Annotated in this window: 18 protein-coding genes; 8 read left to right on the top strand and 10 right to left on the bottom strand. The window is 72.2% G+C overall.

Features of this window, described 5'->3' with window-relative positions; genetic code table 11:
• The first annotated feature begins 36 nt into the window (after positions 1-36).
• From OG534_RS28775 to OG534_RS28765, 3 genes are all read left to right on the top strand, one after another.
• Positions 37-1,449 (top strand): TIR-like protein FxsC, encoded by a 1,413-nt coding sequence (locus OG534_RS28775; RefSeq protein ID WP_374778236.1) that lies wholly within the window; start codon positions 37-39, stop codon positions 1,447-1,449.
• Positions 1,433-5,419 (top strand): FxSxx-COOH system tetratricopeptide repeat protein, encoded by a 3,987-nt coding sequence (gene fxsT / locus OG534_RS28770; RefSeq protein WP_326591824.1) that lies wholly within the window; start codon positions 1,433-1,435, stop codon positions 5,417-5,419. Before OG534_RS28775 ends, fxsT begins: the two co-directional genes overlap by 17 nt.
• A gap of 85 nt (positions 5,420-5,504) precedes the next feature.
• Complete coding sequence (locus OG534_RS28765) at positions 5,505-6,401, top strand: DUF4231 domain-containing protein (RefSeq protein WP_326591823.1); 897 nt, start codon at positions 5,505-5,507, stop codon at positions 6,399-6,401.
• 24 nt (positions 6,402-6,425) lie between these two features.
• On the opposite strand, the gene OG534_RS28760 is transcribed toward OG534_RS28765, so the two are convergent.
• The 4 genes from OG534_RS28760 to OG534_RS28745 form a co-directional block, all read right to left on the bottom strand.
• Complete coding sequence (locus tag OG534_RS28760) at positions 6,426-6,905, bottom strand: hypothetical protein (protein WP_326591822.1); 480 nt, start codon at positions 6,903-6,905, stop codon at positions 6,426-6,428.
• A 96-nt stretch (positions 6,906-7,001) separates the two neighbouring features.
• Positions 7,002-7,889 (bottom strand): S1 family peptidase, encoded by an 888-nt coding sequence (locus tag OG534_RS28755; RefSeq protein ID WP_442807163.1) that lies wholly within the window; start codon positions 7,887-7,889, stop codon positions 7,002-7,004.
• Between the two features lie 139 nt (positions 7,890-8,028).
• A complete protein-coding gene (locus OG534_RS28750; RefSeq protein WP_326591820.1) occupies positions 8,029-8,319 on the bottom strand; it encodes a hypothetical protein in 291 nt (96 codons plus the stop codon).
• A gap of 77 nt (positions 8,320-8,396) precedes the next feature.
• A complete protein-coding gene (locus tag OG534_RS28745) occupies positions 8,397-9,632 on the bottom strand; it encodes a DUF5685 family protein (RefSeq protein WP_326591819.1) in 1,236 nt (411 codons plus the stop codon).
• 285 nt (positions 9,633-9,917) lie between these two features.
• Here OG534_RS28745 and OG534_RS28740 point away from each other — a divergent pair, with 285 nt between their 5' ends.
• A complete protein-coding gene (locus OG534_RS28740) occupies positions 9,918-10,367 on the top strand; it encodes a cell division protein SepF (RefSeq protein ID WP_052875748.1) in 450 nt (149 codons plus the stop codon).
• A 9-nt stretch (positions 10,368-10,376) separates the two neighbouring features.
• Here the strand turns inward: OG534_RS28740 and OG534_RS28735 are convergent, their stop codons facing one another.
• A complete protein-coding gene (locus tag OG534_RS28735; RefSeq protein WP_326591817.1) occupies positions 10,377-11,549 on the bottom strand; it encodes an acyl-CoA dehydrogenase family protein in 1,173 nt (390 codons plus the stop codon).
• A gap of 471 nt (positions 11,550-12,020) precedes the next feature.
• A complete protein-coding gene (locus OG534_RS28730; protein ID WP_326591816.1) occupies positions 12,021-13,685 on the bottom strand; it encodes an MFS transporter in 1,665 nt (554 codons plus the stop codon).
• A gap of 291 nt (positions 13,686-13,976) precedes the next feature.
• On the opposite strand from OG534_RS28730, the gene OG534_RS28725 reads away from it, so the two are divergent.
• Positions 13,977-15,092 carry a hypothetical protein gene (locus OG534_RS28725; protein WP_442807162.1) on the top strand — a complete coding sequence of 372 codons (1,116 nt, stop codon included), beginning with the start codon at positions 13,977-13,979 and terminating at the stop codon, positions 15,090-15,092.
• Between the two features lie 240 nt (positions 15,093-15,332).
• On the top strand, positions 15,333-16,397 hold the full coding sequence (locus tag OG534_RS28720) for a phosphatase PAP2 family protein (protein ID WP_326591814.1): 1,065 nt from the start codon (positions 15,333-15,335) through the stop codon (positions 16,395-16,397).
• A 286-nt stretch (positions 16,398-16,683) separates the two neighbouring features.
• Here OG534_RS28720 and OG534_RS28715 read toward each other — a convergent pair whose 3' ends face one another.
• Both OG534_RS28715 and OG534_RS28710 read right to left on the bottom strand, forming a co-directional pair.
• Entirely contained in the window at positions 16,684-17,664 is a 981-nt protein-coding gene (locus OG534_RS28715) for a helix-turn-helix transcriptional regulator (protein WP_326591812.1), read from the bottom strand.
• Positions 17,665-17,705: 41 nt separating this feature from the next.
• Positions 17,706-18,467 carry a LysM peptidoglycan-binding domain-containing protein gene (locus tag OG534_RS28710; protein WP_326591811.1) on the bottom strand — a complete coding sequence of 254 codons (762 nt, stop codon included), beginning with the start codon at positions 18,465-18,467 and terminating at the stop codon, positions 17,706-17,708.
• A 295-nt stretch (positions 18,468-18,762) separates the two neighbouring features.
• Between OG534_RS28710 and OG534_RS28705 the strand changes: the two genes are divergently transcribed.
• Together OG534_RS28705 and OG534_RS28700 are read left to right on the top strand one after the other, a co-directional pair.
• A complete protein-coding gene (locus OG534_RS28705; protein WP_326591809.1) occupies positions 18,763-19,575 on the top strand; it encodes a hypothetical protein in 813 nt (270 codons plus the stop codon).
• A 209-nt stretch (positions 19,576-19,784) separates the two neighbouring features.
• Positions 19,785-20,159 (top strand): hypothetical protein, encoded by a 375-nt coding sequence (locus tag OG534_RS28700; protein ID WP_326591807.1) that lies wholly within the window; start codon positions 19,785-19,787, stop codon positions 20,157-20,159.
• A gap of 22 nt (positions 20,160-20,181) precedes the next feature.
• Here OG534_RS28700 and der read toward each other — a convergent pair whose 3' ends face one another.
• On the bottom strand, positions 20,182-21,645 hold the full coding sequence (gene der, locus OG534_RS28695; RefSeq protein WP_326591805.1) for a ribosome biogenesis GTPase Der: 1,464 nt from the start codon (positions 21,643-21,645) through the stop codon (positions 20,182-20,184).
• A gap of 75 nt (positions 21,646-21,720) precedes the next feature.
• The gene (locus tag OG534_RS28690) at positions 21,721-22,308 is read right to left on the bottom strand and encodes a lysophospholipid acyltransferase family protein (RefSeq protein ID WP_326593922.1); all 588 of its coding nucleotides are present in this window, start codon (positions 22,306-22,308) and stop codon (positions 21,721-21,723) included.
• Positions 22,309-22,320: the final 12 nt, after the last annotated feature.

The following is a 22,320-nucleotide window of genomic DNA, read 5'->3' as shown; positions in this document are numbered from 1 at the left end:
AACGATGAGGGGATGTGGCGAAGCAGCTCCGGAATGATGTTTCTTCGCTCGCATCTTCGGGACGGGGGTCGTGTGCCCGCATCAGGGGAGCCGTACTTTTTTCTCAGTTACGCACATACACCGAGGTTCGGGCCCGGGGGGCCCGACCCCGACATGTGGGTCGAGCGCCTGTTCCGCGATCTCTGCGGTCATGTCATGGCGCTGACGGATCTGCGCGCCGGGTACGACGTCGGGTTCATGGACAGGGAGATACGCAGCGGCGAGGGCTGGTCCGAACGGCTCGCCCGGGCACTCGCCAACTGCCGGGTCTTCGTTCCCCTGTTCTCGCCGCGTTACTTCGCCAGTGAGATGTGCGGGAAGGAGTGGTTCGCCTTCGCGCAGCGCGCCGTCCAGCACGGCGCCGTGAGCAACAAGCAGGCCGAGGCCATCGTGCCCGCGTTATGGGTGCCGGTTCCTCCGGATCAACTCCCCGGCCCTGCCGAGCGGTTGCAGTTCAACCACAACACCTTCGGGGAGCGCTACGTCACCGACGGGCTGTACGGCCTGATCAAACTGCGCGGTTACGCCGAGCAGTACGAGCAGGCGGTGTACGAGCTCGCCCGGCGCATCGTCGAGGTCGCCAAGAAGCCGCTCGATCCGATCCGCCCGCTGGACTACCGGAACGTGCCGAGCGCCTTCGGCACCAGCGGCAGCCCCTCCCGCACGTTGCACGTGACCGTGGCCGCCGCCTCCCGGCACGACCTGCCCGAGGGCCGCACCCCCGAGTACTACGGGGACTCCGCGCTGGACTGGAACCCGTACCACCCGGTCGCCCAGCGGCCCATCGCCTACGTCGCAGAGGACCTGGTCAAGAACCTCAACTACCAGACCACCATGTCCTCCTTCGACGACGAGGCCGGGCACGTCGTCGACAGCAAACAGCTGCCGACCCGCCCGGAGATCCTGATCGTCGACCGCTGGGCGGTGGAGGACGAGCAGCGGCGCCGGCGGCTGGCCGCCTTCGACAGGGACCCCCGGCCGTGGGTCAACGTGGTCGTGCCGTGGAACCGCTACGACCACCAGAGCCGGTCGAAGGAGAGCGAGCTGGCCGACCGGCTGGAGGAGACCATGCCGAAGACGATGAGCCAGGGCCGGGCCGCCTGCCGGGCCGCCGCCAACGGCGTCGCCAACGTGGAGACCCTCGGCCAGATCCTGCCGCAGGTGGTCGAGGCCGCCGCCCAGCAGTTCCTCAGACACGCCCAGCCGTATCCGCCGAAGGGCGAATCCCCCATCGACCGGCCCCGGCTGCTCGGGCCCATGGGGATGAACGGGCCGCCCGGGCCGCCACCGCCGCGTGTCCCCTTCCCGCCCGACACCGACAGGCACCGGGCGGAGCTCCAGGACACCGGCCTCCACGACAACCACGACAACGACACCGACCGGGGGGACGCGGATGACAGCGAGTCGTGACAGTGACAGCCGTGACGGACGCATCGTCACCTTCTACTCGTACAAAGGCGGCACGGGCCGCACCATGGCGCTGGCCAACACCGCCTGGATCCTGGCCGCCAACGGCAAGCGGGTCCTCGCCGTGGACTGGGACCTGGAGGCCCCGGGCCTGCACCGCTTCTTCCACCCCTTCCTGGACCCCTCCACGCTCGGGGCCACCACCGGGGTCATCGACCTGATCAGCGAGTACGCCTGGGCCGCGACCAGCCCGGTGCAGCGCCCCGACGACTGGCACAAGGACTACGCGCGGATACAGCCGCACGCCGTCTCGCTCACCCCGGAGACGCACGGCTGGGAGTTCCCGGACGGCGGCACCCTGGACTTCGTCTCGGCGGGCCGGCAGAACCGCGAGTACTCCGCGACGGTCTCCACCTTCGACTGGGACAACTTCTACGACCGGCTCGGCGGCGGTCTCTTCTTCGACGCCTTACGCGCCGACATGAAGCGGAACTACGACTACGTCCTGATCGACAGCCGCACCGGCCTGTCCGACATCGCGGACATCTGCACCGTCCACCTCCCGGACGTCCTCGTCGACTGCTTCACCCTGTCCGACCAGTCCATCGACGGCGCGGCGGCCGTCGCCCGCCAGATCGACGAGCGGTTCAACGACCGCGGCATCAAGATCTACCCGGTCCCGATGCGCATCGACGAGGGCGAGAAGGAGAAGGCCGACGCGGGCCGGGCGCTGGCCCGGATCAAGTTCGACCGCTTCCCGAACGGCCTGATCGGGGACGAGCTCACCTCGTACTGGGGCGCGGTGGAGATCCCGTACCGCCCCTATTACGCCTACGAGGAGACCCTCGCCACCTTCGGCGACGAGGCCGGGCTCACCAACTCCCTGCTCTCCGCCTTCGAGCGGCTCACCACGGTGGTCACCGAGGGCGAGATCACCTCCATGCCGGCCATCGGCGAGGAGGTCCGCCTGCGGATCAGGGACGCCTTCACCCGGCGCCGCCCGGCGCTGCCCGCCGACCTGTTCCTGTCCTACGTCGCCGAGAACCGGATGTGGGCCGACTGGATCGAGTCGGTGCTCACCCGGGCCGGCTTCCGGGTCGTGCCCCGGGACGTCTCGGCCGAGCGGGCGCCCGCGACGACCTCCGCCGGGGACACCCTCGGCGGCACGGGCATCAGCATCGACACCGCCGCCCGGACCGTGGTGCTGCTCTCCACGGCCTACCTCAAGTCCGCTCGGGCCGTGGACGTGTGGGAGCGCGCGGCCGCCGAGGACCCGACCGGGGGCCGGCGCCAGCTGGTGCCGCTGAGGGTGGGCGACGTACGGCTCTCCACGCCCTACATCGACCGCAACCCGGTGGACCTGTTCCGGCTCGACGAGGTGCACGCCACCACCGCCCTGCTGCGCGCGGTGGAGCGGCCCATGGCCCTGCCCGACAGCGTCGGCAGCACCTCCCAGCCCGGCCCCCGCTTCCCGGGGACCGTCCCGAAGATCTGGAACGCGCCGCCCCGCAACCCCGGGTTCACCGGGCGCAGCATCGTGCTGGAGCGGATGCGCGACCAGCTCGGCGGCGGCATGGCCGTGGTGCTCCCGCAGCCGCAGACCCTGTTCGGGCTCGGCGGCGTCGGCAAGACCCAGGTGGCACTGGAGTACGTGCACCGGTTCATGGCCGACTACGACCTGGTGTGGTGGATCTCCTCGGAGCAGACCGACGACGTGGTCGCGGCCCTCGCGGAGCTGGCCGTGCGCCTGGGCGCGCAGACTGGCGAGGACATGGCGGCCGCCTCCCAGGAGGCGATCGACCTGCTGCGGCGCGGGGTGCCCTCCTCCCGCTGGCTGCTGGTCTTCGACAACGCGGACGATCCCGAGACGCTCAAGCGGTTCTTCCCGCCGGGCGGCCCGGGCCACGTGCTGGTGACCTCCCGCAACCAGTCCTGGTCCCAGTACGGCGACGCGCTCCCGGTGGACGTGTTCCTGCGCGAGGAGTCCATCGAGCACCTCCAGCGACGGGCCCCCGGGCTCAGCAAGGAGGACGCCGAGCAGGTGGCGGTGGCGGTGGGCGACCTGCCGCTGGCCGTCGAGCAGGCGGGGGCCTGGATCGCGGAGACCGCGACCCCGGTGTCCGCGTACCTCGAGCAGCTGGCGCAGCAGGCCGCCCGCGTCCTGGGCCTGAACCAGCCGCCGGGATACCCGGAGCCGGTGGCCGCCACCTGGAACATCTCCATAGAACGGCTGCAGTCCCGTTCCCCGGCCGCCGTCCGGCTGCTGCAGCTCTGCGCCTTCCTGGCGCCCGAGCCGATCTCCGCGAACCTGCTCTACAGCAAGGAGATGATCGACGCCCTCAAGCCCTACGACGCCTCGCTGCAGGAGAAGCTGGTGCTCGGCCGGGTGATCCGGGAGATCGGCCGGTTCGCGCTGGCCAAGGTCGACCAGGTCAGCAACAGCATCCAGGTGCACCGGCTGGTCCAGGCCGTGATCCGGTCGCAGATGCCGGAGGAGGAGCAGCGCGAGGCCCGGCACGCCGTCCACCGGATCCTGGCCGGCGCCCGGCCGGACGACGACGAGCCGATCGACAACCCGGACACCTGGCCGCGGTTCAACACCATCTGGTCGCACCTGACCCCGTCCGAGGCCCGGTACTGCAAGCAGCCCGAGACGCGCCGGCTGCTGATCGACCGGGTCCGCTACCTCTGGAAGCGCGGCGACTTCAAGGCCGCGTACGCGCTCGGCGAAGAGCTGCGGGAAGCCTGGAAGGAGATGCTGGGCAACGACGACCTGCAGTACCTGTACCTGCGCTTCCACCTGTCGAACATCCTGCGCTCGCAGGGGCGTTTCGTGGAGGCCAAGGAGCTGGACGAGGTCACGCTGGAGCGGCAGCGGGCCGTGCTCGGCCCCTCCCACCCGCACACGTACATGACCATGAGCGGTCTGGCCAACACCCTGGGCGCGCTGGGCCAGTACGCCGAGGCGATGCGGCTGGCGACCGACGCGCACGAGGGCTTCAGCCAGATCTTCCACGAGGCGCACCCGCGCACCCTGGCCGCCGCGAACAACCTGGCGCTGAACCTGCGGCTGGTCGGCCAGTACACCAGAGCCCGCGAGATCGACCAGGAGGTGCACGACCTGCGCACGGAGGTGCTCGGGCCGGAGCACCCGTACACCCTGTCCTCCGCGCAGAACCTCGCCCGGGACCTGCGCGAGGTGGGCCGGTACGAGGACTCGGTGCAGCTGCTCAGCCGGACGTACGAGACGTACAAGCGGACGCTGGGGCGGGCCTTCCCCGGCACCCTGTCGGCCGCGAAGAACCTGGCGGTGTCGCTGCGCCGGGCGGGCCAGCTGGAGGACGCCTTCCGGCTGACCACGGCCACCCGGGCCCGCTACCGGGCCAAGTACACCTCCGTCAACCCGGACCTGCTGTCCTGCGAACTGAACCTGGCCTCCGACCTGTTCGCGACCGGGGATGCGGGCGGGGCGCGGGACCTGGCGCAGGAGGTCGTGGACGAGTACATGAAGGTGCCGGGCGAGCGGCACCCGTACACCCTGGCGGCCGTCAACAACCTGGCGGTCTTCCACTGGGGCACGGGTGCGGCGGAGACGGCCGAGACGATGCTGCGCCAGACGATCCGGCTGATGCAGGACGTGCTCGGCGACAGCCATCCGCACACGGTCTTCGCCAACCTGAACCTGGCCAACGCCCGGGCCGACCTGGGCGATCCGGAAGGCGCGCTGGAACTGGAGCGCCTGGCGGTGATGCGGCTGCGCGAGGCGCTCGGGGCGCACCATCCCGAGACCCTGGCGAGCACCTCCAACATGGCGGTCAGCCTGGACTCGATGGGCCGCAAGGAGGAGGCGGCCCGCCTGCGGTCGGAGGCGGTGTCCGAGCTGACCCGGCTGCTCGGCGAGGAGCACAGCCTGGCCCGCTACGCCCGCGACGAGCGGCGGATCCACCGCGATCTGGAGCCTCTCGCCGTGTGATCCGACGGAGGGCGGCGGGGGCCCCGCGACCGCGGGGGTCCCGCCGCCCGCCACCCGACAGCAGGGGGGCGCTGTGACCGACAGCATGACCTTTCGAAACGAGGACCTGCCGGCCCTCTTCCACCACACCGACCAGGCCGCGATCTCCCGGCAGCGGGAGTCCACCCAGGCCACCCGTGCCCAGCTGGTGCTGCTCGTCGCGGCCGCCGGGGCCGCCGCACTGCCCTCGGGGCCGAAGCTGGGCTCGCTGCACCTCTTCGGGCTGCTGAGCGTGCTCGCGTACGCGGGGGTGCTGGGCGTGGGCATGCGGGCGACCCGGCGCCGGGCCCGCCCGCAGTGGCAGCTCAACCGCAGCGCGGCCGAGTTCATCAAGTCCCTGGCCTGGCGGTACGCGGTGCACGGGGCGCCGTTCGGCAGTGAGGTCGCCGCGCCCGAGTCGACGTACCGGACGCGGCTGGAGGCGGGCCTGGACGAGCTGCGGAAGATGGGCTGGGAGGATCCGCGGACCGGCGGAACGGTGCCGGAGGGCGGGGAGATCACCGGCGCGATGCAGCGGCTGCGCGGGATGGACTACCAGGCGCGGCGGGAGACGTACGTCCGGGACCGGCTGATCGAGCAGCGCAACTGGTACCGGCGGCGCGCGGAGGTGTCCCGGCGGGCGACGAACCTGTGGTCCTGGACGATCGTGCTGCTGACCTGTCTGGCGCTGCTGTTCGCGCTGCTGGGTTCGTTCGGGTCGGGTCCGGGGCCGAAGCTGACCGCGCTGCTGAGCGCCGCGGCGGCGGCCGGCATCGCCTGGAACGAGGTGCGCCGCCACCATCCGCTGATCGAGGCGCACACCCTGATCGAGCAGGATCTGGCGGCGATGATGGTGGTGATGCAGACGACCATCACCGAGTCCCAGTGGCCTTCGTCGGTGTACGAGACCGAGCGGTACGTCTCCCCGCAGCACACGGACTGGCTGGTTCGGCACAGCAGTTGAGGAGAGCGCGGTGGGGGGTGTGGCTCAGTCCCGGGCCACGCCCTCGCACCAGATGACGGTGACCGGCTTGCCGAGGGCCCGCGCGTAGGCGACGATCTCACCGGTGCCGCCGTGCCCGCGGGCGGGCTGCCCGTCCCAGACGGCGACGAGCCGGTCGCAGGAGTCGGCGATGTAGGTGCCGGCGGCGTAGTAGGCCTCGTCCGTGGAGCGGATGAAGTCCATCCGGACCTCCTGGGTGGCCCGGAGCTTGAGCCGCCGGTAGCGGTCGAGGGACTCGGCGTCCTCGAAGCCGTCCTCGTAGTCCCCGCTGGGGATCACCACGGTGAGGTCGGCGCCGTATTCGAGGGCGATGACGGCGAACAGCTGGTCCGCTCCCTCGGCGAGGCTGGAGAGGGCCTCCAACGGCCCGTCGTGGCCGCCCAGTACGGCCCGCAGACCGCTCTCCACATGGCCGAGCACCGACGCCGGAAGGAACCGGTGCCCGGTCACGCCGATACGTTTCATGCAGAAACCTGCCTCCCCCGCGGACACGGTCACCCGGACATCCTCCCAGAAGGCGGGAGGACGTCCAGGGGTGCGACGGGGGGCGCGTGGGTCACGTCAGTAGACGCTGACCCCGTAGGCGTTGAGGGCCTCGACCACGGGCTGGAAGAAGGTCGTCCCGCCCGAGGAGCAGTTGCCGCTGCCGCCGGAGGTGAGACCCACGGCGCGGGTGCCCGAGTAGAGCGGGCCGCCGCTGTCGCCGGGTTCGGCACACACGTTGGTGCGGATCATGCCGTAGACGACGTCGCCGCCGCCGTAGTTGACCGTGGCGTTGAGACCGGTGACCCGGCCGCTGTGGGTGCCGGTGGTGGAGCCGCGCCGGGTCACGGACATGTTGACCGTGGCGTTCACGGCGCTGGTGATGTCCTGGCCGCCGACGGTCCCCGGGGGCACGGGCGAGTTGCTGGCGTACTTGATCAGCCCGTAGTCGTTGTTCGGGAAGCTGGATCCGGTGGTGGAGCCGAGCACGTTGGTGCGGGCGGAGTTGGTCCACCAGGTGCCGGCGCCGTCCGTGCAGTGCCCGGCGGTGAGCGCGTAGTAGTTGCTGCCGCTGCGCACGTTGAAGCCCAGCGAACAGCGCCAGCTCGACGCGTAGATGGCGTCTCCGCCGGAGGCCAGCTTGGACAGCTTGCCGGGGATGCGCTCGATGCGCAGTGCCGCGGCGTCCGCCCCGGCCTCGCGCTTGATTCTCGCGATGGCGGCGGCGGAGACCGTGGAGTCGGCGGAGACCACGAGGGTCCCGGTGGCGGGGTCGGTGTGCCAGGCGGTGCCCGCGACGTCGGCGCGCAGGACGGATGCGCCGGCCGAGGCGAGCCGGTCGGCACTGAACCCGCCGTCCTGCGAGTCCGCGCTCGCCGCCGTGGGGACTGCGACGAGTGCTGCGGCGGCGGCCAGGCCGGTGGCCATCGCGAGCAGCCTGGTACGGGTCATGCGCTTGATCCTCACTTCTCGTCCTCCTGGAGAGGGTCTGGGGCCCGGCGGATGTGGGGGTGCCTGGGCCCGTGAGGCGCAGCCGGGGGCACGGCGGGCGCATGAACTTTGGCCGTGCCCCTGACAAGCGCTGTCGGGAGTGTCCTGTCGTCGGTTACCGGTCGCAAGAGCGGCTTTCAGCCTCCGCCCGCGCGTCGGCTATACCGGGGTTCAGGGAACGGAAGCGGTGGCCGGAGCGCCCGCCGGCGGCATCGTCGAAGACGGCCGGGAGGCTGCCGTCGCCCTCGCCGGCGGCGATGAGGAGGGTGCGCACGACGCCCGCGGCCGTGCGCCGGCGCCCCGGAACGGCCGGAATTCGACCTTCCGGGTCGTCTGCGGGCCCTGGTGTCCCCGCGGACGGAGTCGGGGGGAGGGCGGCGTGCGGGCCGTCTGCGTCATCGCTCATCCCGCACACCCCTTCCACACGGGTCCGGACGGGAATCCCCGCGTACGCCGTCCGGACCTGTGGAATCTGAAGGGACCTCAGCAGCCGTCGCAGGGGCAGCAGTCGCAGCAGTCACAGGCGTCGCACAACGGGTCCCGCTTCTTCCGGGACCACGGCCCCTCGTAACTGGTGCAGCACATCTGGCAGGTGCAGAACAGCCCGATGGCGACCGCACAGCCGGCGAGCAGGCCGCGGCGGGGCTTCTGCGGAGGCTGCGCACCGCCGAACCCGCCCGGGCCGGGGGGCGGCATCCCGGGGCCGCCGGGACCGCCCGCTCCGCCGCCGTACGGAGCCCCGCCGTACGGAGCCCCGCCGTACGGGTTCTGGCCGTACGGGTTCCCGCCCTGGCCACCGTACGGCTGGCCCGCGTACGGGTTCCCGCCCTGCCCGGTGGACGCCGTCGCCGTGTGCCCGCAGCCGCTGGTCCCGAAGGCTCGGTCCACCGAGGTGCGCAGCTCGTGCACGAGCAGCCGGTGGGCGAGCCCGGCGTCCGCGAATTCGACCTCTCGCAGGGCCAGCCTGATGCCGTGCAGGGCGTCGTCGCAGAGCCTGCGGGCCTCGGCGAGCGAGGTCCCGGTGGCGGTGAGCGGGTTCCAGGCGCCCGCCGCGGCGTCGGCGCCCTGGTCCTCGACCGCGTCCAGCAGGTGCGCGAGCCGCCCGAAGTACCGGCCCGCCTCGGCCAGTGCGGGGGCGTTGCCCGGCCGCCCGGCCAGCTGTGCGGTATGCGCGAAGGCGGCGGCCGTCGCCGTCTCCGTCGGCTCGGTCACCACGAGCACGGGCGTGCCGGGGCCCGCCAGCGTCTCGATGCCCGCCTGCCGGTCCACGGCGTCGACGAGCACCGCCGTGTCGAATCCGAGCGAGGCCCCGGTGCGGGCGCCGGCCCGGTCCCAGCCGCGGGCCACCTTGCGCGCGGCCGCGGCGATGGGGGCGCGGGCCAACATCCCGTCCCGGTCGGCCACGTGGTCGCGCACCTTCGCGGAGGCGAGGACGAGCGAGACGGCGGCCGCGAGCCGCGCACCCTCACCCTTGGCCACGGCGGCGGTGCGCATCCCGCGCAGGGGGCAGGGCCCCGCCGTGCGCCGGGTGCCGGGCGCGGGACCGGACTGAGCCTCCGTCAGAACGGAGACGAGCAGCCCGTCATAGTTCGTGACGATCCGGGCGAACTGCCCGTGGTCTCCGCGAAGTGCCAGACACAGCCCGCACAGATGGGCCATCCACTCCGCCTTGAACCGCTCCCCCAGCCGGTGCGTGCAAGGTCTCACGATGCCGAACAAGCTGCTTCCCCCGTGTGTCGTACGCATGCTTGCAGGGCATGGTATCGACCCGCGTCATTCACTCGTACGTCCGCATCGCCCACCCGGACGGCCCCGCCGGTCGTATTTTCACTCAGTCAGCAGTGGTAGCCACCAGGATCCTTGACCGTGCAACGGATGTTCTGCACCAGTACCGTCACGAAACCCCTGCGCGGCGACTATCCACTTGGCGCGTTGTCAGCATCATGGACGAGCATAGGGGCAGCGGAGAGAAGACAGACTGACCGCGGTGAAAGGAGGCAGTCCATGGGTTCGGTGCGCAAGGCGAGTGCCTGGCTGGGTCTCGTGGAGGACAGCGACGACGAGCGCTACTACGACGACGACTACGCGGAGGCCGCCCAGGGTTCGGTGGCCGGCCCCGGCGAGCAGTGGGTCACCGACCCGCGGGTCAGGGTGGCCTCCGAGTCCGCCGTGGAGCACGGCCGTCGGATCGCGACGGTCACCCCGGACGGTTTCCGTGACGCGCGGGGCATCGGCGAGCTGTTCCGCGACGGGGTCCCGGTGATCGTGAACCTGTCGTCGATGGACCCGGGCGACGCGAAGCGCGTCGTCGACTTCGCGGCCGGACTGACCTTCGGGCTGCGCGGTTCGATCGAGCGGGTGGCGACCAGGGTCTTCCTGCTGACCCCGGCCGACACCCAGATCGTGAGCGGCGAGGCCGGCGGCCGCTCGCGCGACTTCTTCAACCAGAGCTGAGCAGGGCTCTCACCGGAAGGCGTCCAGCCCGGTGAGCGCCTTGCCCAGCACCAGCTGGTGCATCTCGACGGTGCCCTCGTAGGTGAGGACCGATTCGAGGTTGGTGGCGTGCCGCATGACGGGGTATTCGAGGGAGATCCCGTTGGCACCGAGGATGGTCCGCGCGGTACGGCAGATCTCGATGGCCTCGCGGACGTTGTTGAGCTTGCCGAAGCTGATCTGCTCCGGCCGCAGGGTGCCCGCGTCCATCCGCCGGCCCAGGTGGTGGGCGAGCAGGATGCCCTTGTGGAGTTCGAGGGCCATGTCCGCCAGTTTGGCCTGGGTGAGCTGGAAGCCGCCGATCGGCTTGCCGAACTGCTCCCGCGTCCTCGCGTAGGCGAGTGCGGACTCGAAGCTGGCGCGCGCCGCGCCCATGGACCCCCAGATGATCCCGTACCGCGCGTGGCTGAGGCAGCCGAGCGGACCCTTGAGCCCGGTGACGAGCGGCAGCACGGCGTCGGCGGGCAGCCGTACGTCGTCCATGACCAGCTCGCTGGTGACACTGGCCCGCAGCGACCACTTGTGCTTGATCTCCGGCGCGGAGAAGCCGGCGGTGTCGGTGGGCACCGCGAACCCGCGGATGCCCTCGTCGGTCTGCGCCCACACCACGGCGACGGAGGCCACCGACCCGTTGGTGATCCACATCTTGCGCCCGTTCAGCACCCAGTCGCCGCCGTCGCGCTTGGCGTAGGTCCGCATCGCGGCGGGGTCCGAGCCCACGTCGGGCTCGGTCAGCCCGAAGCAGCCGATCAGCTCGCCCGCGGCCATGCCGGGCAGCCAGCGCTGCTTCTGCTCCTCGGAGCCGTACTTCCAGATCGCGTACATGGCCAGCGATCCCTGTACGGAGACCAGCGAACGGATGCCGGAGTCGGCGGCCTCCAGCTCCAGGCAGGCGAGGCCGTACTGCACGGCGCTGGCGCCGGCACACCCGTATCCCTCCAGGGACATCCCGAGCGCCCCGATGGCGCCGAGTTCCCGGGCCAGCTCCCGGATAGCGGGCAGCTCGCCGCTCTCGTACCACTGGGCGATGTTCGGCAGGACCCGATCGGCGGCCCACGCACGCACGGTGTCCCGGACGGCGAGGTCCTCGGGCCCGAGGAGCTCGTCGAGCCCGAGCGGATCATGGGGCAGGAACGCGGACACGGGGCCTCCCGGCGGCCTGAGTAGAACCTAGCAGCGCAAGTTTTCACGCCCCACCGAGCCAAGTCCAGCCCAGCCTGGCCAATTCCAGCACCGCCGGGCCAATTCAAGCCCCGCCGGGCCAAATCCAGCCCCGCCGGCGTTTGAGGCGCGGGGTCCGGGGCGGAGCCCCGATCTTCGAGCCCGGGCACATCCAGCCTCGCCGGGCCAATTCAAGCCCCGCCGACGATTGAGGCGCGGGGGTCCGGGGCGGAGCCCCGATCTTCGAGCCCGGGCACATCCAGCCTCGCCGGGCCAATTCAAGCCCCGCCGACGATTGAGGCGCGGGGGTCCGGGGCGGAGCCCCGAATCCTTGAGCCCGGGCACATCCAGCCCAGCCAGGCCAATTCAAGCCCCGCCGGCGATTGAGGCGCGGGGGTCCGGGGGCAGCGCCCCCGGCAACGGCGCCGCACCCGGCACCCGGCACCCGACCGCTCAGCCCGCGTGCTCGACCGCGGACGCCCGCACCTCACCCTTCGCCTGCGCAGGCAACCGCACCGGCTCCCCCGAAGCCCCCGCCCCCACCGCGGCCGCGGCCCCGCACTCCACCTCCATCGCCCGCGGCAACTTCAGCGCCATCACCGCCCCCGCGAACAGCAGCCCCGCACTCACCAGCAGCGTCACGTGCAGCCCGTGCACGAAGGAGTGCCGCGCGGCGGCGTACAGCGCGGCCCCCGCCGGCCCCCCGAGGCCCGCCGCGATCTGGTAGGCCTCGCCCAGAGAGTTCGCCGCGCCCGCCGAATCCGCCACCGAAACTCCCGGCACCCCCACGAGCCCCGGCCGGTACGCCGCGTTCATCACGCTGCCCAGCAGCGCGATGCCGATGCCCGCGCCCAGCTGGTACGAGGTCTCGCCGATGGAGGCCGCGCCGCCCGCCGTCTCCGCCGGAGCCTCGCTCAGCATCGACTCGTACGCGGCGAACAGCGTGGTCTGCAGTCCGAAGCCGAGCAGGATGAAGCCGACGGTCAGCAGCAGCGGCCGGTCCTGCTGGCCCATGAGCGTCAGCAGGAGCACGGCGAAGGCCGTCAGCAGGAAGCCCAGCGACACCATCGTGCGCGGCCCGATCCGGCCCAGGGTGTAGGACCCGGTGGCCCCCGCGGCCATGGCGGCGAAGGTCAGCGGGAGCAGCCGCAGGCCGGTCTCCAGCGGGCTGAGGTGCAGGACGAGCTGCAGGTACTGGACCGCGATCAGCTCCAGGCCGACCAGGGCCAGCATGGCGAGGACGATGCAGGCGACCGAGGTGGAGAAGGCGGCGCGGGAGAACATCCGCATGTCGATCAGCGGGTGCGCGCGCCGCTTCTGCCGCCGTGCGAACAGCACGAGCAGCGCCGCGCCGAGCAGCAGCGGCACCAGCGCCTCGGCGTCGAGGAGCTGCCGTTCGGCGCCCAGCCGCTTGATCCCGAGCACCGATCCGAGCACACCGGCGGCGGCCATCAGCGCGCCGAGCACGTCCCACGGCCCGTCCGCCGCGCCGCGCGACTCAGGCAGCAGCCAGCGGCCGAGCGGCAGGATCAGTGCCATCAGCGGGATGTTGATGAGGAAGACCGAGCCCCACCAGTAGTGCTGGACGAGGAGGCCGCCGAGGACCGGCCCGCTGGCGGCGCCGACGGCGGCGACCGCGGTCCAGATCCCGATGGCGAGGGCTCGCTCGCGCCGGTCGGGGAAGACCTGGCGCAGGATCGACAGGGTGGCGGGCATGATCATCGCGCCGCCGATGCCGAGCAGGGCGCGCGCGGCGATGAGGACCTGGGCGTTGTCGGCGAGGGCCGCCATCGCGGAGGCCACGCCGAAGAGTCCGTAGCCGAGGAGGAGGATGCGGCGGCGGCCGACCCGGTCGCCGAGGGTGCCGAAGAGGATGAGCAGCGCGGCGCAGACCAGCGGGTAGGCGTCGACGATCCAGAGGAGCTCCATCGGGCCCGGGCGCAGGTCCTCGGTGACGGAGGGGACGGCCACGTGCAGGATCGTCGCGTCGAGCGCGACGAGGACCAGGCTGACGCAGAGGACCGCCAGGACGACCCAACGGTTGGCCCCGCCGGAGGCGGCGCTGATCCGCTGCCACGGGGACGGGGTCTTGACCCCGGCCGCGTTCGTCCCCGACATGCATGTACCTCCCAGGTGATCCCTCGCGCTCGGTGGACCAGCGTCTTGTGGAGCCACGGGGGGTGGTGCTGTGCGGCGTCCAGCGGGGTCCGGCATCGACACGCGAGTGAACGGTCAGCGTACGCGAGTTCGCCTGTCCGACACGTGGTCAAGCTCTCATCCCGGCGACGGCCCCCGTGTGGCGTGTGCCACTCCGCCCACCGCGATCCCTCCCCCGTGTGCACGCCCGGTCACGGCCCGTGGTCCTCGGCCCCGGCCTCGAGGGATGTCCTGCCGGCGCCACCGATAATCATGCCCGTGAAAGATCTTGGATTTCGCCGGGCCGCGCCCGCGCTGGCCGTCTTCGCGGGGGTCCGGCTGCTCGGGCTGACCGTGCTCGCGGTGTGGGGTGCGGTGGCCGGCAGCAGCCCGCACACGCTGCTGTCGGCCCGCTGGGACTCCCTCTGGTACGCCCGCATCGCCGCGGAGGGATACGGGTACGAGGTGCTCCTCCCGAACGGGGACGTTCACTCGAACCTGGCGTTCTTCCCGCTGCTGCCATGGCTGGAACGGGTGGTCTCGGCGGTGACCGGGCTCTCGTACGGCTCGGCGGGCCTGGTGGTGTCGGTGCTCGCCGGGCTCGCGGCTGCGTGGGGGATCTTCGCGGTGGCCGACCTGCTCCACGGCCGCCGGGCCGGGGTGTTCGCGGTCGCGGTCTGGGCGGCGCTGCCCGTCGGGATCGTGCAGTCCATGGCGTACAGCGAGTCGCTCTTCACCGCGCTGGCCGCCTGGGCGCTGTACGGGGCCCTGCGCGGCCGGTGGCTGACGGCGGGACTGCTCGCGGCCGGGGCCGGACTGACCCGCCCGGTCGGCGCGGCGGTGGTCGCGGCGGTGTGGGTGGCCGCGGCCCTGGCCTGGCGGCGCGGGGAGCGGTCGTGGCGGATGGCGGCGGGGGCGCTGCTGGCTCCGGCGGGGGCGGCGGCGTACGTGCTGTGGGTCGGCGCGCGTACCGGGGGCGGGCTGCTCGGGTACCTGGACGTGCAGGGCGGCTGGGGCAACGGCTTCGACGGCGGCTACGCCTTCGCCCGGTTCGTCGGGGCGAAGCTGGCCTCGTCCGCGTTCCTCGCCGGGGTGGGGCTGATCGCGGGGGTCGTACTGGTGCTGTGGCTGTACGGGAGGTGCGTCCGGCAGCGGCAGCCGGCGCCGCTGCTCGTGTACTGCGGGATCGTCGTGGCGCTGGCGCTGTGCGCGTCCGGGTACTTCGGCTCCAAGCCCCGGCTGCTGCTGCCGGCCTTTCCGCTGCTGCTGCCGCCGGCGCTGGCGCTGGCCCGGTGGCGGATCCGGCGCTCGGCGACGGTGCTGGGCGCGGCGGCCCTGGCCTCGGCGGTCTACGGGGCGTTCTGGCTGAACGGCTCGGGTCCTCCATAGAGTCCGCACATAACGGAATGAATCACACGCAACTGCCTTTCGGCAAAAGAAATGACCTGCGGCAATAAAGTCCGGGTAAGCGGCCGAAAGAATTTCCCGGGGCAGTGGATCAAGAGGGGTCCAACCGCTTCCGAAATAACGACAATTAAGTCCCGCGTGAGACCAACTCCACATCACATGGTCATCACAAAGCCGGCGATTCGCGCGGGGTGCCCATCGTCGCGCGGTAACGTCGATTGAGTGCGTACCGACCAAATCCTGACCCGTCTGGAGCGGGTGTTCGCCCGGCTGGACCGGGAACCAGAGCGACCGGCTCATCTGCAAACGCCGCAGATGAGCCGGCACCGCGTCGTACTCCTGGGATCGACCCTCGTCTTCTATCTCGCAATCGTGGTGGCCGTACTGACCACTTCGTGGCTGGTCCGCCTGGACTGGCAGGTCATGTTCTTCCGGCCCTACGAGCAGTGGCCGCAGCTGCACGCCTTCCTCGACTACCTCGTCGTGCTCGGCCAGCGCGGACCCACCGCGGTCATGGTCGCCGCCTGGCTCGGCTGGCGCTCCTGGCGGCAGCACACCCTCCGCCCGCTGATCACCCTCGGCGTGGCGCTGCTGCTGCTCAACGTCACCGTCGGCTCCGTCAAGCTCGGCCTCGGCCGGCTCGGCCCGCACTACGCCACCGAGATCGGATCCGCCGAACTCTTCGCCGGCGGCGATATATTTCCTTCGGGCCACACCGCCAACGCCGTTGTGACCTGGGGCATCCTGGCGTACCTGGCCTCCACCGTGGTCACCCGGCGGGTGCTGTCCGTGGTGTCCGCGGTCGTCTCGCTGAGCGTCGGCGCCACCACCGTGTACCTCGGCACCCACTGGATCAGTGACGTCCTGCTCGGCTGGTCCGCGGGCCTGCTGATCCTGCTGGCGCTCCCCTGGTTCGAGCCGCTCATCGCACGGACCGAGGCCTACGTCTTCGACCTGCGCGAGCTGCTGCGCCGGCGCGCCGAGACCGGACGGATGCCCGCACCCGTCGTCTCCGCGCTCACCCCGCTGCTCTCCGCGGGCGGCAAGTGGCAGCTCCGGCGGGTCACCGACTCCGCCGAGGAACCGGCCCCCGCTCCCGTGGCGGCCGGCGCCCCGACCGCCACCGGGCACTCCCCGGCGCCCCGGCCCGCCGTGCACCCGGCCGGCCGGCCGCACGTCATCCGCTCCGAGCGGATGCCGGTCACCCCGGTCGGCAGCCGCCGTCCGGCGCACACCGAGCGGGCCGCCGCCCGGGGGGCCGCCGCCCGCCCGGTCGCCGGCGGCTGACGGTCCCGCCGCGGGGGCGCGGTACGCACCACCTCACCCCGCGACACGAAGGCGGGCCGGGTCATCGACCCGGCCCGCCTTCGGCGTTCGTCAGCGCCACGCCCGGACGTTCGTCCGTCCCGGGTCACGCTTGTGTCACAGAATATCTACAGCCGCGAATTGTTTTCCGGCCCGCGACACGCCCGGCGCGCAAGCGGTTCGGAATGGGCGTGAAGTACCGCAGAATTTCTGCCGGAGATTGTCACGAGCCCCTTGGACCAGACCAGCTGAATGACCCTCAGGACCGCTACATTTCCTTCACTTCTGCGGCTTCCACGGCCCTCCCCAGGAGATCCCGCGCGGCCGTGATCCGATCCGTCAGCTCCGGGGGCTCGACCACTTCGAACTCACAGCCGAGCAGCATGATGTGAATCACCAGAACGTCCAGGTTCACGGCTCCGGTGCGCAGCAGACAGCTCTGCGCGTCGACCGGTTCCAGGACCCCGTCGCTCGGCTCGATGATCCGCGCCGCCTCCTGTGCGGAAACCTTCAGCCGCACCACCGCGCGGGCCGCGTACACCCGCTGGGACACGCCCTCGGAGACGTACGCGGCGAGGTTCTCGGCGGGCGGCGGGCGCGGCGTGAACCGCGGACCGTGCGGCGGTCTGGGCTCGATCCGGTCGGCGCGGAAGGTGCGCCACGCCTCCCGGTCCAGGTCCCAGGCGACCAGGTACCAGCGCCTCTCGGTGCACACCAGCCGGTGCGGCTCGACGGTACGGCGGCTGACGTTGCCCTCGTGGTCCCGGTACCCGAAGCGCAGCCGCTCGGCGTCCCGGCAGACGGAGGCCAGGTCGGTCAGCACCGAGGCGTCCACGGTGGACCGCTGGGCGCCGCGCAGCATCGGCACGGTGAACTCGTTGAGCGCGGACACCCTGCGCCGCAGCCGCGACGGCAGCACCTGCTCCAGCTTCGCGAGGGCCTGTACGGAGGCCTCGCCGATCCCCTCGACCCCGTTCCCGGCGGCGGTCCGCAGCCCGACGGCGACGGCCACGGCCTCGTCGTCGTCCAGCAGCAGCGGCGGCAGCTCGGCGCCCGCCCCCAGTTGGTAGCCGCCGCCGGTCCCGGGGCTGGCGTTCACCGGATACCCCAGCTCCCGCAGCCGGTCCACGTCGCGCCGGACCGTCCGCGCGGTGACCCCGAGGCGCGCCGCGAGATCGGCCCCGGTCCATTCGCGGCGTGCCTGCAACAGGGAGAGCAGGCGCAGCAGTCGTGCGGAGGTATCGAGCATTCCCCGAGTCTGCCAGCGGTCCCGGGCGGGGCCCGACCGCGTCAGGAACCGTTCGACCCGCGGACGAGTGAGGCCGGGCGGTTCACCCCGGGCGGTGACGGAGATGACGGAACGACCGGCTCCGGGGTGGGAGCCGGGGCCGGCGGAGGGGCCCCTGCGTCGGCGGGAGGCGGGTTCGGCCCGGCCGGTGCCGGCACGGCGGGAGGCTCCGGCACCGGGATCACCAGCAGCACGCCCACCGCGAGCGCCGCCGGGCCCGGCCCGAGCAGCTCCCTGTTCGCCTCGTACAGCGCCTGCCGGCCGCCCCGCACCCCGTGCTTGCGGGCGATCGACTCCAGGGTGTCCCCGGCCCGCACCGTGTGCATCCGTCCCGCCAGCCCGTACCGCTTCGAGCACACCGGCCACGCGTTCCACCCCTGTGTGCCGAGGACGTCCTCGGCGACCCGGATCTGCTGTTCGCGGCTCGCCAGGTCGGCCCGTTTCGCGAACGCCGGCCCACCGTACTCCTCCCACGTCGGCTGCCAGAACTGCAGCCCGCCGTAGAAGCCGTTGCCGGTGTTGACCGCCCACCGCCCGCCGCTCTCGCAGTCGGCCACGCAGTCCCAGGGCCACTGCCCGCCCGGTCCGCAGTCCCCCGGCCCGTCCCCGATCACGCCCGGCGAGCCTGGGTGCGCCGCCCCGGCCGGTCCGGGCGCGGGCGGCGGCGGAGCCTCGGCCCGTGCTCCGCCGGGGAGCGCGAGCACCAGCACGGCGGCGACGGCGGAGGCGGCACCGGCGGCCCGGGGGATCCGGAGGTGGGGCATCGGGTCACGCTACGCAGCCGCCCTCGGCCCCCTCCGGCCCGCCACGCTGCAGGTCACCGCACCCCACCCGGTCGGCCGATGCGCCACTCCTGAGCCAAACGGCCACACCCGGGCATCAACTGCACACAACAGGAAAACAGTTGGCACGAAAACAAAGCACCGGTCGGACGGTTCACTCTTTCGGGGGCCCGGTTCGAATCCGTTCCCTCCAATGGCGTGACCCCGGCCGCCGCTCCCCCGTTGAGCCCGGCGAGCCGGGAGCCCCCGGACCCGCACTATGCCGAGGAGTCACCCCGTGCCGCGCATGCTCGACGTCAGTGATGAGGTACGTGCCGAGATCGGTGACGAAGAAGCCGACAGGCTGCTCGTCGGCGACGACGCTCCGCGCAGTTACGACTGCACCTCCTGCCGCACCCCGGGCGACCCCGAGAACGACCGCACCAGCACGGTGCTGTTCGTCGGCGAGGAGACCGCCGTCCTCGCCTTCGCCCACGCCACCTGCATCCCCTCGCAGGTCGTCACCGTCTCCGAGGAGCAGCTCCAGGGAGCCGTCCGCAGCATCACCGGCGACAGCCCGGCGCCCGCCGATCCCGCCGGCGGGAACGCCCCGCAGCACGTCCCCGGCGGCCAGGCCGTCCTCGGCATCACCAGCGGCCTGGTCCTCATCGGCGGCGAGCTGCACCCCGCCCTGGTGGTCGAGCCGACCGCGCCGATCGCCCGCCCCGGCAGCGACGGCCCCGGCGACGACTTCCTGCCGCTCCTCATCGAGCAGGGCTTCATCCCGGTCACCGACACGGCCGAGCTCCCCACCGTCCTGGGCGGCTGGTCGGTCCTGCTCGCCGCCGGCCAGCTGCACGCCGTACTGCAGCCCGGCACCGAGGGCGGCGGCCAGGTCGCCTGGTGGCAGGCGCACCAGGCGCTCTCGGTCACCGACGGCTGGCGGGCCGCCGTCAACAAGACCAAGCGCGTGCTCATCTACGCCGCCCCGGTCGGCTCCATCGGCCAGCAGCCCCGTGAGGACCTGCTGCGCGACGCGCTGGACAAGGCCGCCGCCGCGGGCAAGCTCGTGGCCGCCGCGATGCCGCTGGCGGGTACGCCCGGCGCCTGATCCCCGGTCGGCACCGGAACGGCCGCCCAGCCCCCGCCGAGGGGGCCGGGCGGCGTGCGCCGGGGGTGTGCGGTCCGTCCCGCACACCCCCGGCGATCTGTGTTTTCTCCCCCGTCACCCCGCATCCGCAGAGCGCCGGTTTCGTTGGCTGGTACGTGCATTCATACGACTCCTCCCACGCCCCGTCCTATCCGAGCACCGTCCCCGCGATGCGTCCCGCACGGGACCGGGACAGCTCTCCGGCCGTCTCGCACACCCCGATCTACGACACGCTGTACTCGGAGTACCTGCGCGCCTTCCGGGCGCTGCCGGGCGACCGTACGGGCGAGGAGGACCTCGGGTTCACGGCCTTCTCGTACGGGGCCACGTACACCGGCGGCGGCACGTACGGCGGCGGCTGGAGCGGTTCCGGGTGGCAGCGGGTGGACGACTGGCAGCCCTCGTACACCCCGCAGCCGCAGCACCAGCCGCAGCCGGCGTACTCGTACGCGGGCAGCCCCGGACATGCCGGCGGGCGGCAGCACCAGACCGGGATGACGCACATCCCGGCGGCCCTGCCGCCCGCTCCGCGCCGAGGCTACTGACCCCTGGGGGTCCGCCGCCCGGCTACTTCTTCTTCTTGTACTGGGCGCCGCGCTTCTCGCGCACCCGCACCGAGATGTGGATCGGGGTGCCCTCGAAGCCGAACTCCTCGCGCAGCCGGCGCTCGATGAAGCGCCGGTAGCCGTGCTCCAGGAAGCCGGAGGCGAAGAGGACGAACCGCGGCGGCTTGCTGCCCGCCTGGGTGCCGAACAGGATGCGGGGCTGCTTGCCGCCGCGGATCGGGTGCGGGTGGGCGGCGACGACCTCGCCGAGGAAGGCGTTCAGCCGACCGGTGGGGATCCGCGTCTCCCAGCCCGCCAGCGCCGTCTCGATCGCCGGGACCAGCTTCTCCATGTGGCGGCCGGTGAGCGCCGAGACGTTCACCCGGGGCGCCCAGGCGACCTGCTGCATCTCGGTCTCGATCTCGCGCTCGAGGTAGTAGCGGCGCTCCTCGTCGAGCTCGTCCCACTTGTTGTACGCGATCACGATCGCGCGGCCCGCCTCGACGGCCATGGTGATGATGCGCTGGTCCTGGACGCTGATGTTCTCGGTCGTGTCGATCAGGATGACCGCGACCTCCGCCTTCTCGACGGCGGCGGCCGTGCGCAGCGAGGCGTAGTAGTCGGCGCCCTGCTGGAGGTGGACCTTCTTGCGGATGCCGGCGGTGTCGACGAACTTCCAGGTGATGCCGCCGAGTTCGATCAGCTCGTCGACCGGGTCGCGGGTGGTGCCGGCCATCTCGTTGACGACGACGCGGTCCTCCTTCGCCACCTTGTTGAGCAGCGAGGACTTGCCGACGTTCGGGCGGCCGATCAGCGCGATGCGGCGCGGGCCGCCGGGGGCGGCGGCGCCGAAGGTCTGCTCGGGGGCCTCGGGCAGGGCCTCCAGGACGGCGTCGAGCATGTCGCCGGTGCCGCGGCCGTGCAGCGAGGAGACCGGGTGCGGCATGCCGAGGCCCAGCGACCACAGGGAGGCCGCGTCGGACTCGCCGCTCTGGCCGTCGACCTTGTTGGCGCACAGGACGACGGGCTTGCCCGCCTTGCGCAGCAGGCGGACGACGGCCTCGTCGGTGTCGGTGGCGCCGACCTTGGCGTCGACGACGAAGACGACCGCGTCGGCGGCCTCGATGGCGTACTCGGCCTGGGCGGCGACGGAGGCGTCGATGCCGAGGACGTCCTGCTCCCAGCCGCCGGTGTCGACGACCTTGAAGCGGCGGCCGGCCCACTCGGCCTCGTACGTGACGCGGTCGCGGGTGACGCCGGGCTTGTCCTCGACGACCGCCTCGCGACGGCCGATGATCCGGTTCACCAGGGTCGACTTGCCGACGTTCGGGCGGCCCACGACGGCGAGGACGGGCAGCGGGCCGTGGCCCGCCTCCTCGATGGCGCCTTCGACCTCCTCGATGTCGAAGCCCTCTTCCGCGGCGAGCTCCATGAACTCCGCGTACTCGGCATCGCCAAGTGCTCCGTGGTCGTGCTGGTCGTTCATGAAGTCCGTTCCTCGTCGTTCGTGGTGATCGGTGGCACCCGCGCAGCGCGGTTCCACTACTAGGTCAAGTCTCGCTCAGCGCCCGGTGAGGCGCTTGGCATCGGCCAGGTGGGCGGTCAGCCGGTCCTGGATGCGTACGGTGGCCTCGTCCAGTGCGGTACGGGTACGGCGGCCACTGCCGTCCCCCGCGTCGAAGGCCGAGCCGAAGACGACGTCGACCCGGCTCTTGAAGGCCGGCAGCCCCGGGATCAGCTTGCCGCGGTTCTCGGTGCTGCCGAGGACGGCGACGGGCACGACGGGCGCGCCGCTGCGGACCGCGAAGTACGCGAGGCCCGCGCGCAGCGAGGCGAAGTCTCCCTCGCCCCGGCTGCCCTCGGGAAATATCCCCAGGGCCCCTCCATTGTCGAGCACGCCGAGGGCGCGGCCTATCGCCGAGCGGTCGGGGCCGCCGCGGTCGACCCTGACCTGCCCGATCCCTTCCAGGAAGGGGCCGAGCGGGCCCACGTACGCCTCCTTCTTGATCAGGAAGTGCAGCGGCCGCGGGGCGGTGCCCATGACCATCGGGCCGTCGATGTTGTGCGAGTGGTTCACGGCAAGGATGACGGGGCCCGAGACGGGCACCTTCCAGGCCCCCAGCACGCGCGGCTTCCACAGCCCGTACATGAGCCCGATGCC

Origin of the sequence: Streptomyces sp. NBC_01294 (assembly GCF_035917235.1) — a bacterium.
Lineage (GTDB): Bacteria > Actinomycetota > Actinomycetes > Streptomycetales > Streptomycetaceae > Streptomyces > Streptomyces caledonius.
This window is presented reverse-complemented; position numbering and strand designations above follow the sequence as displayed.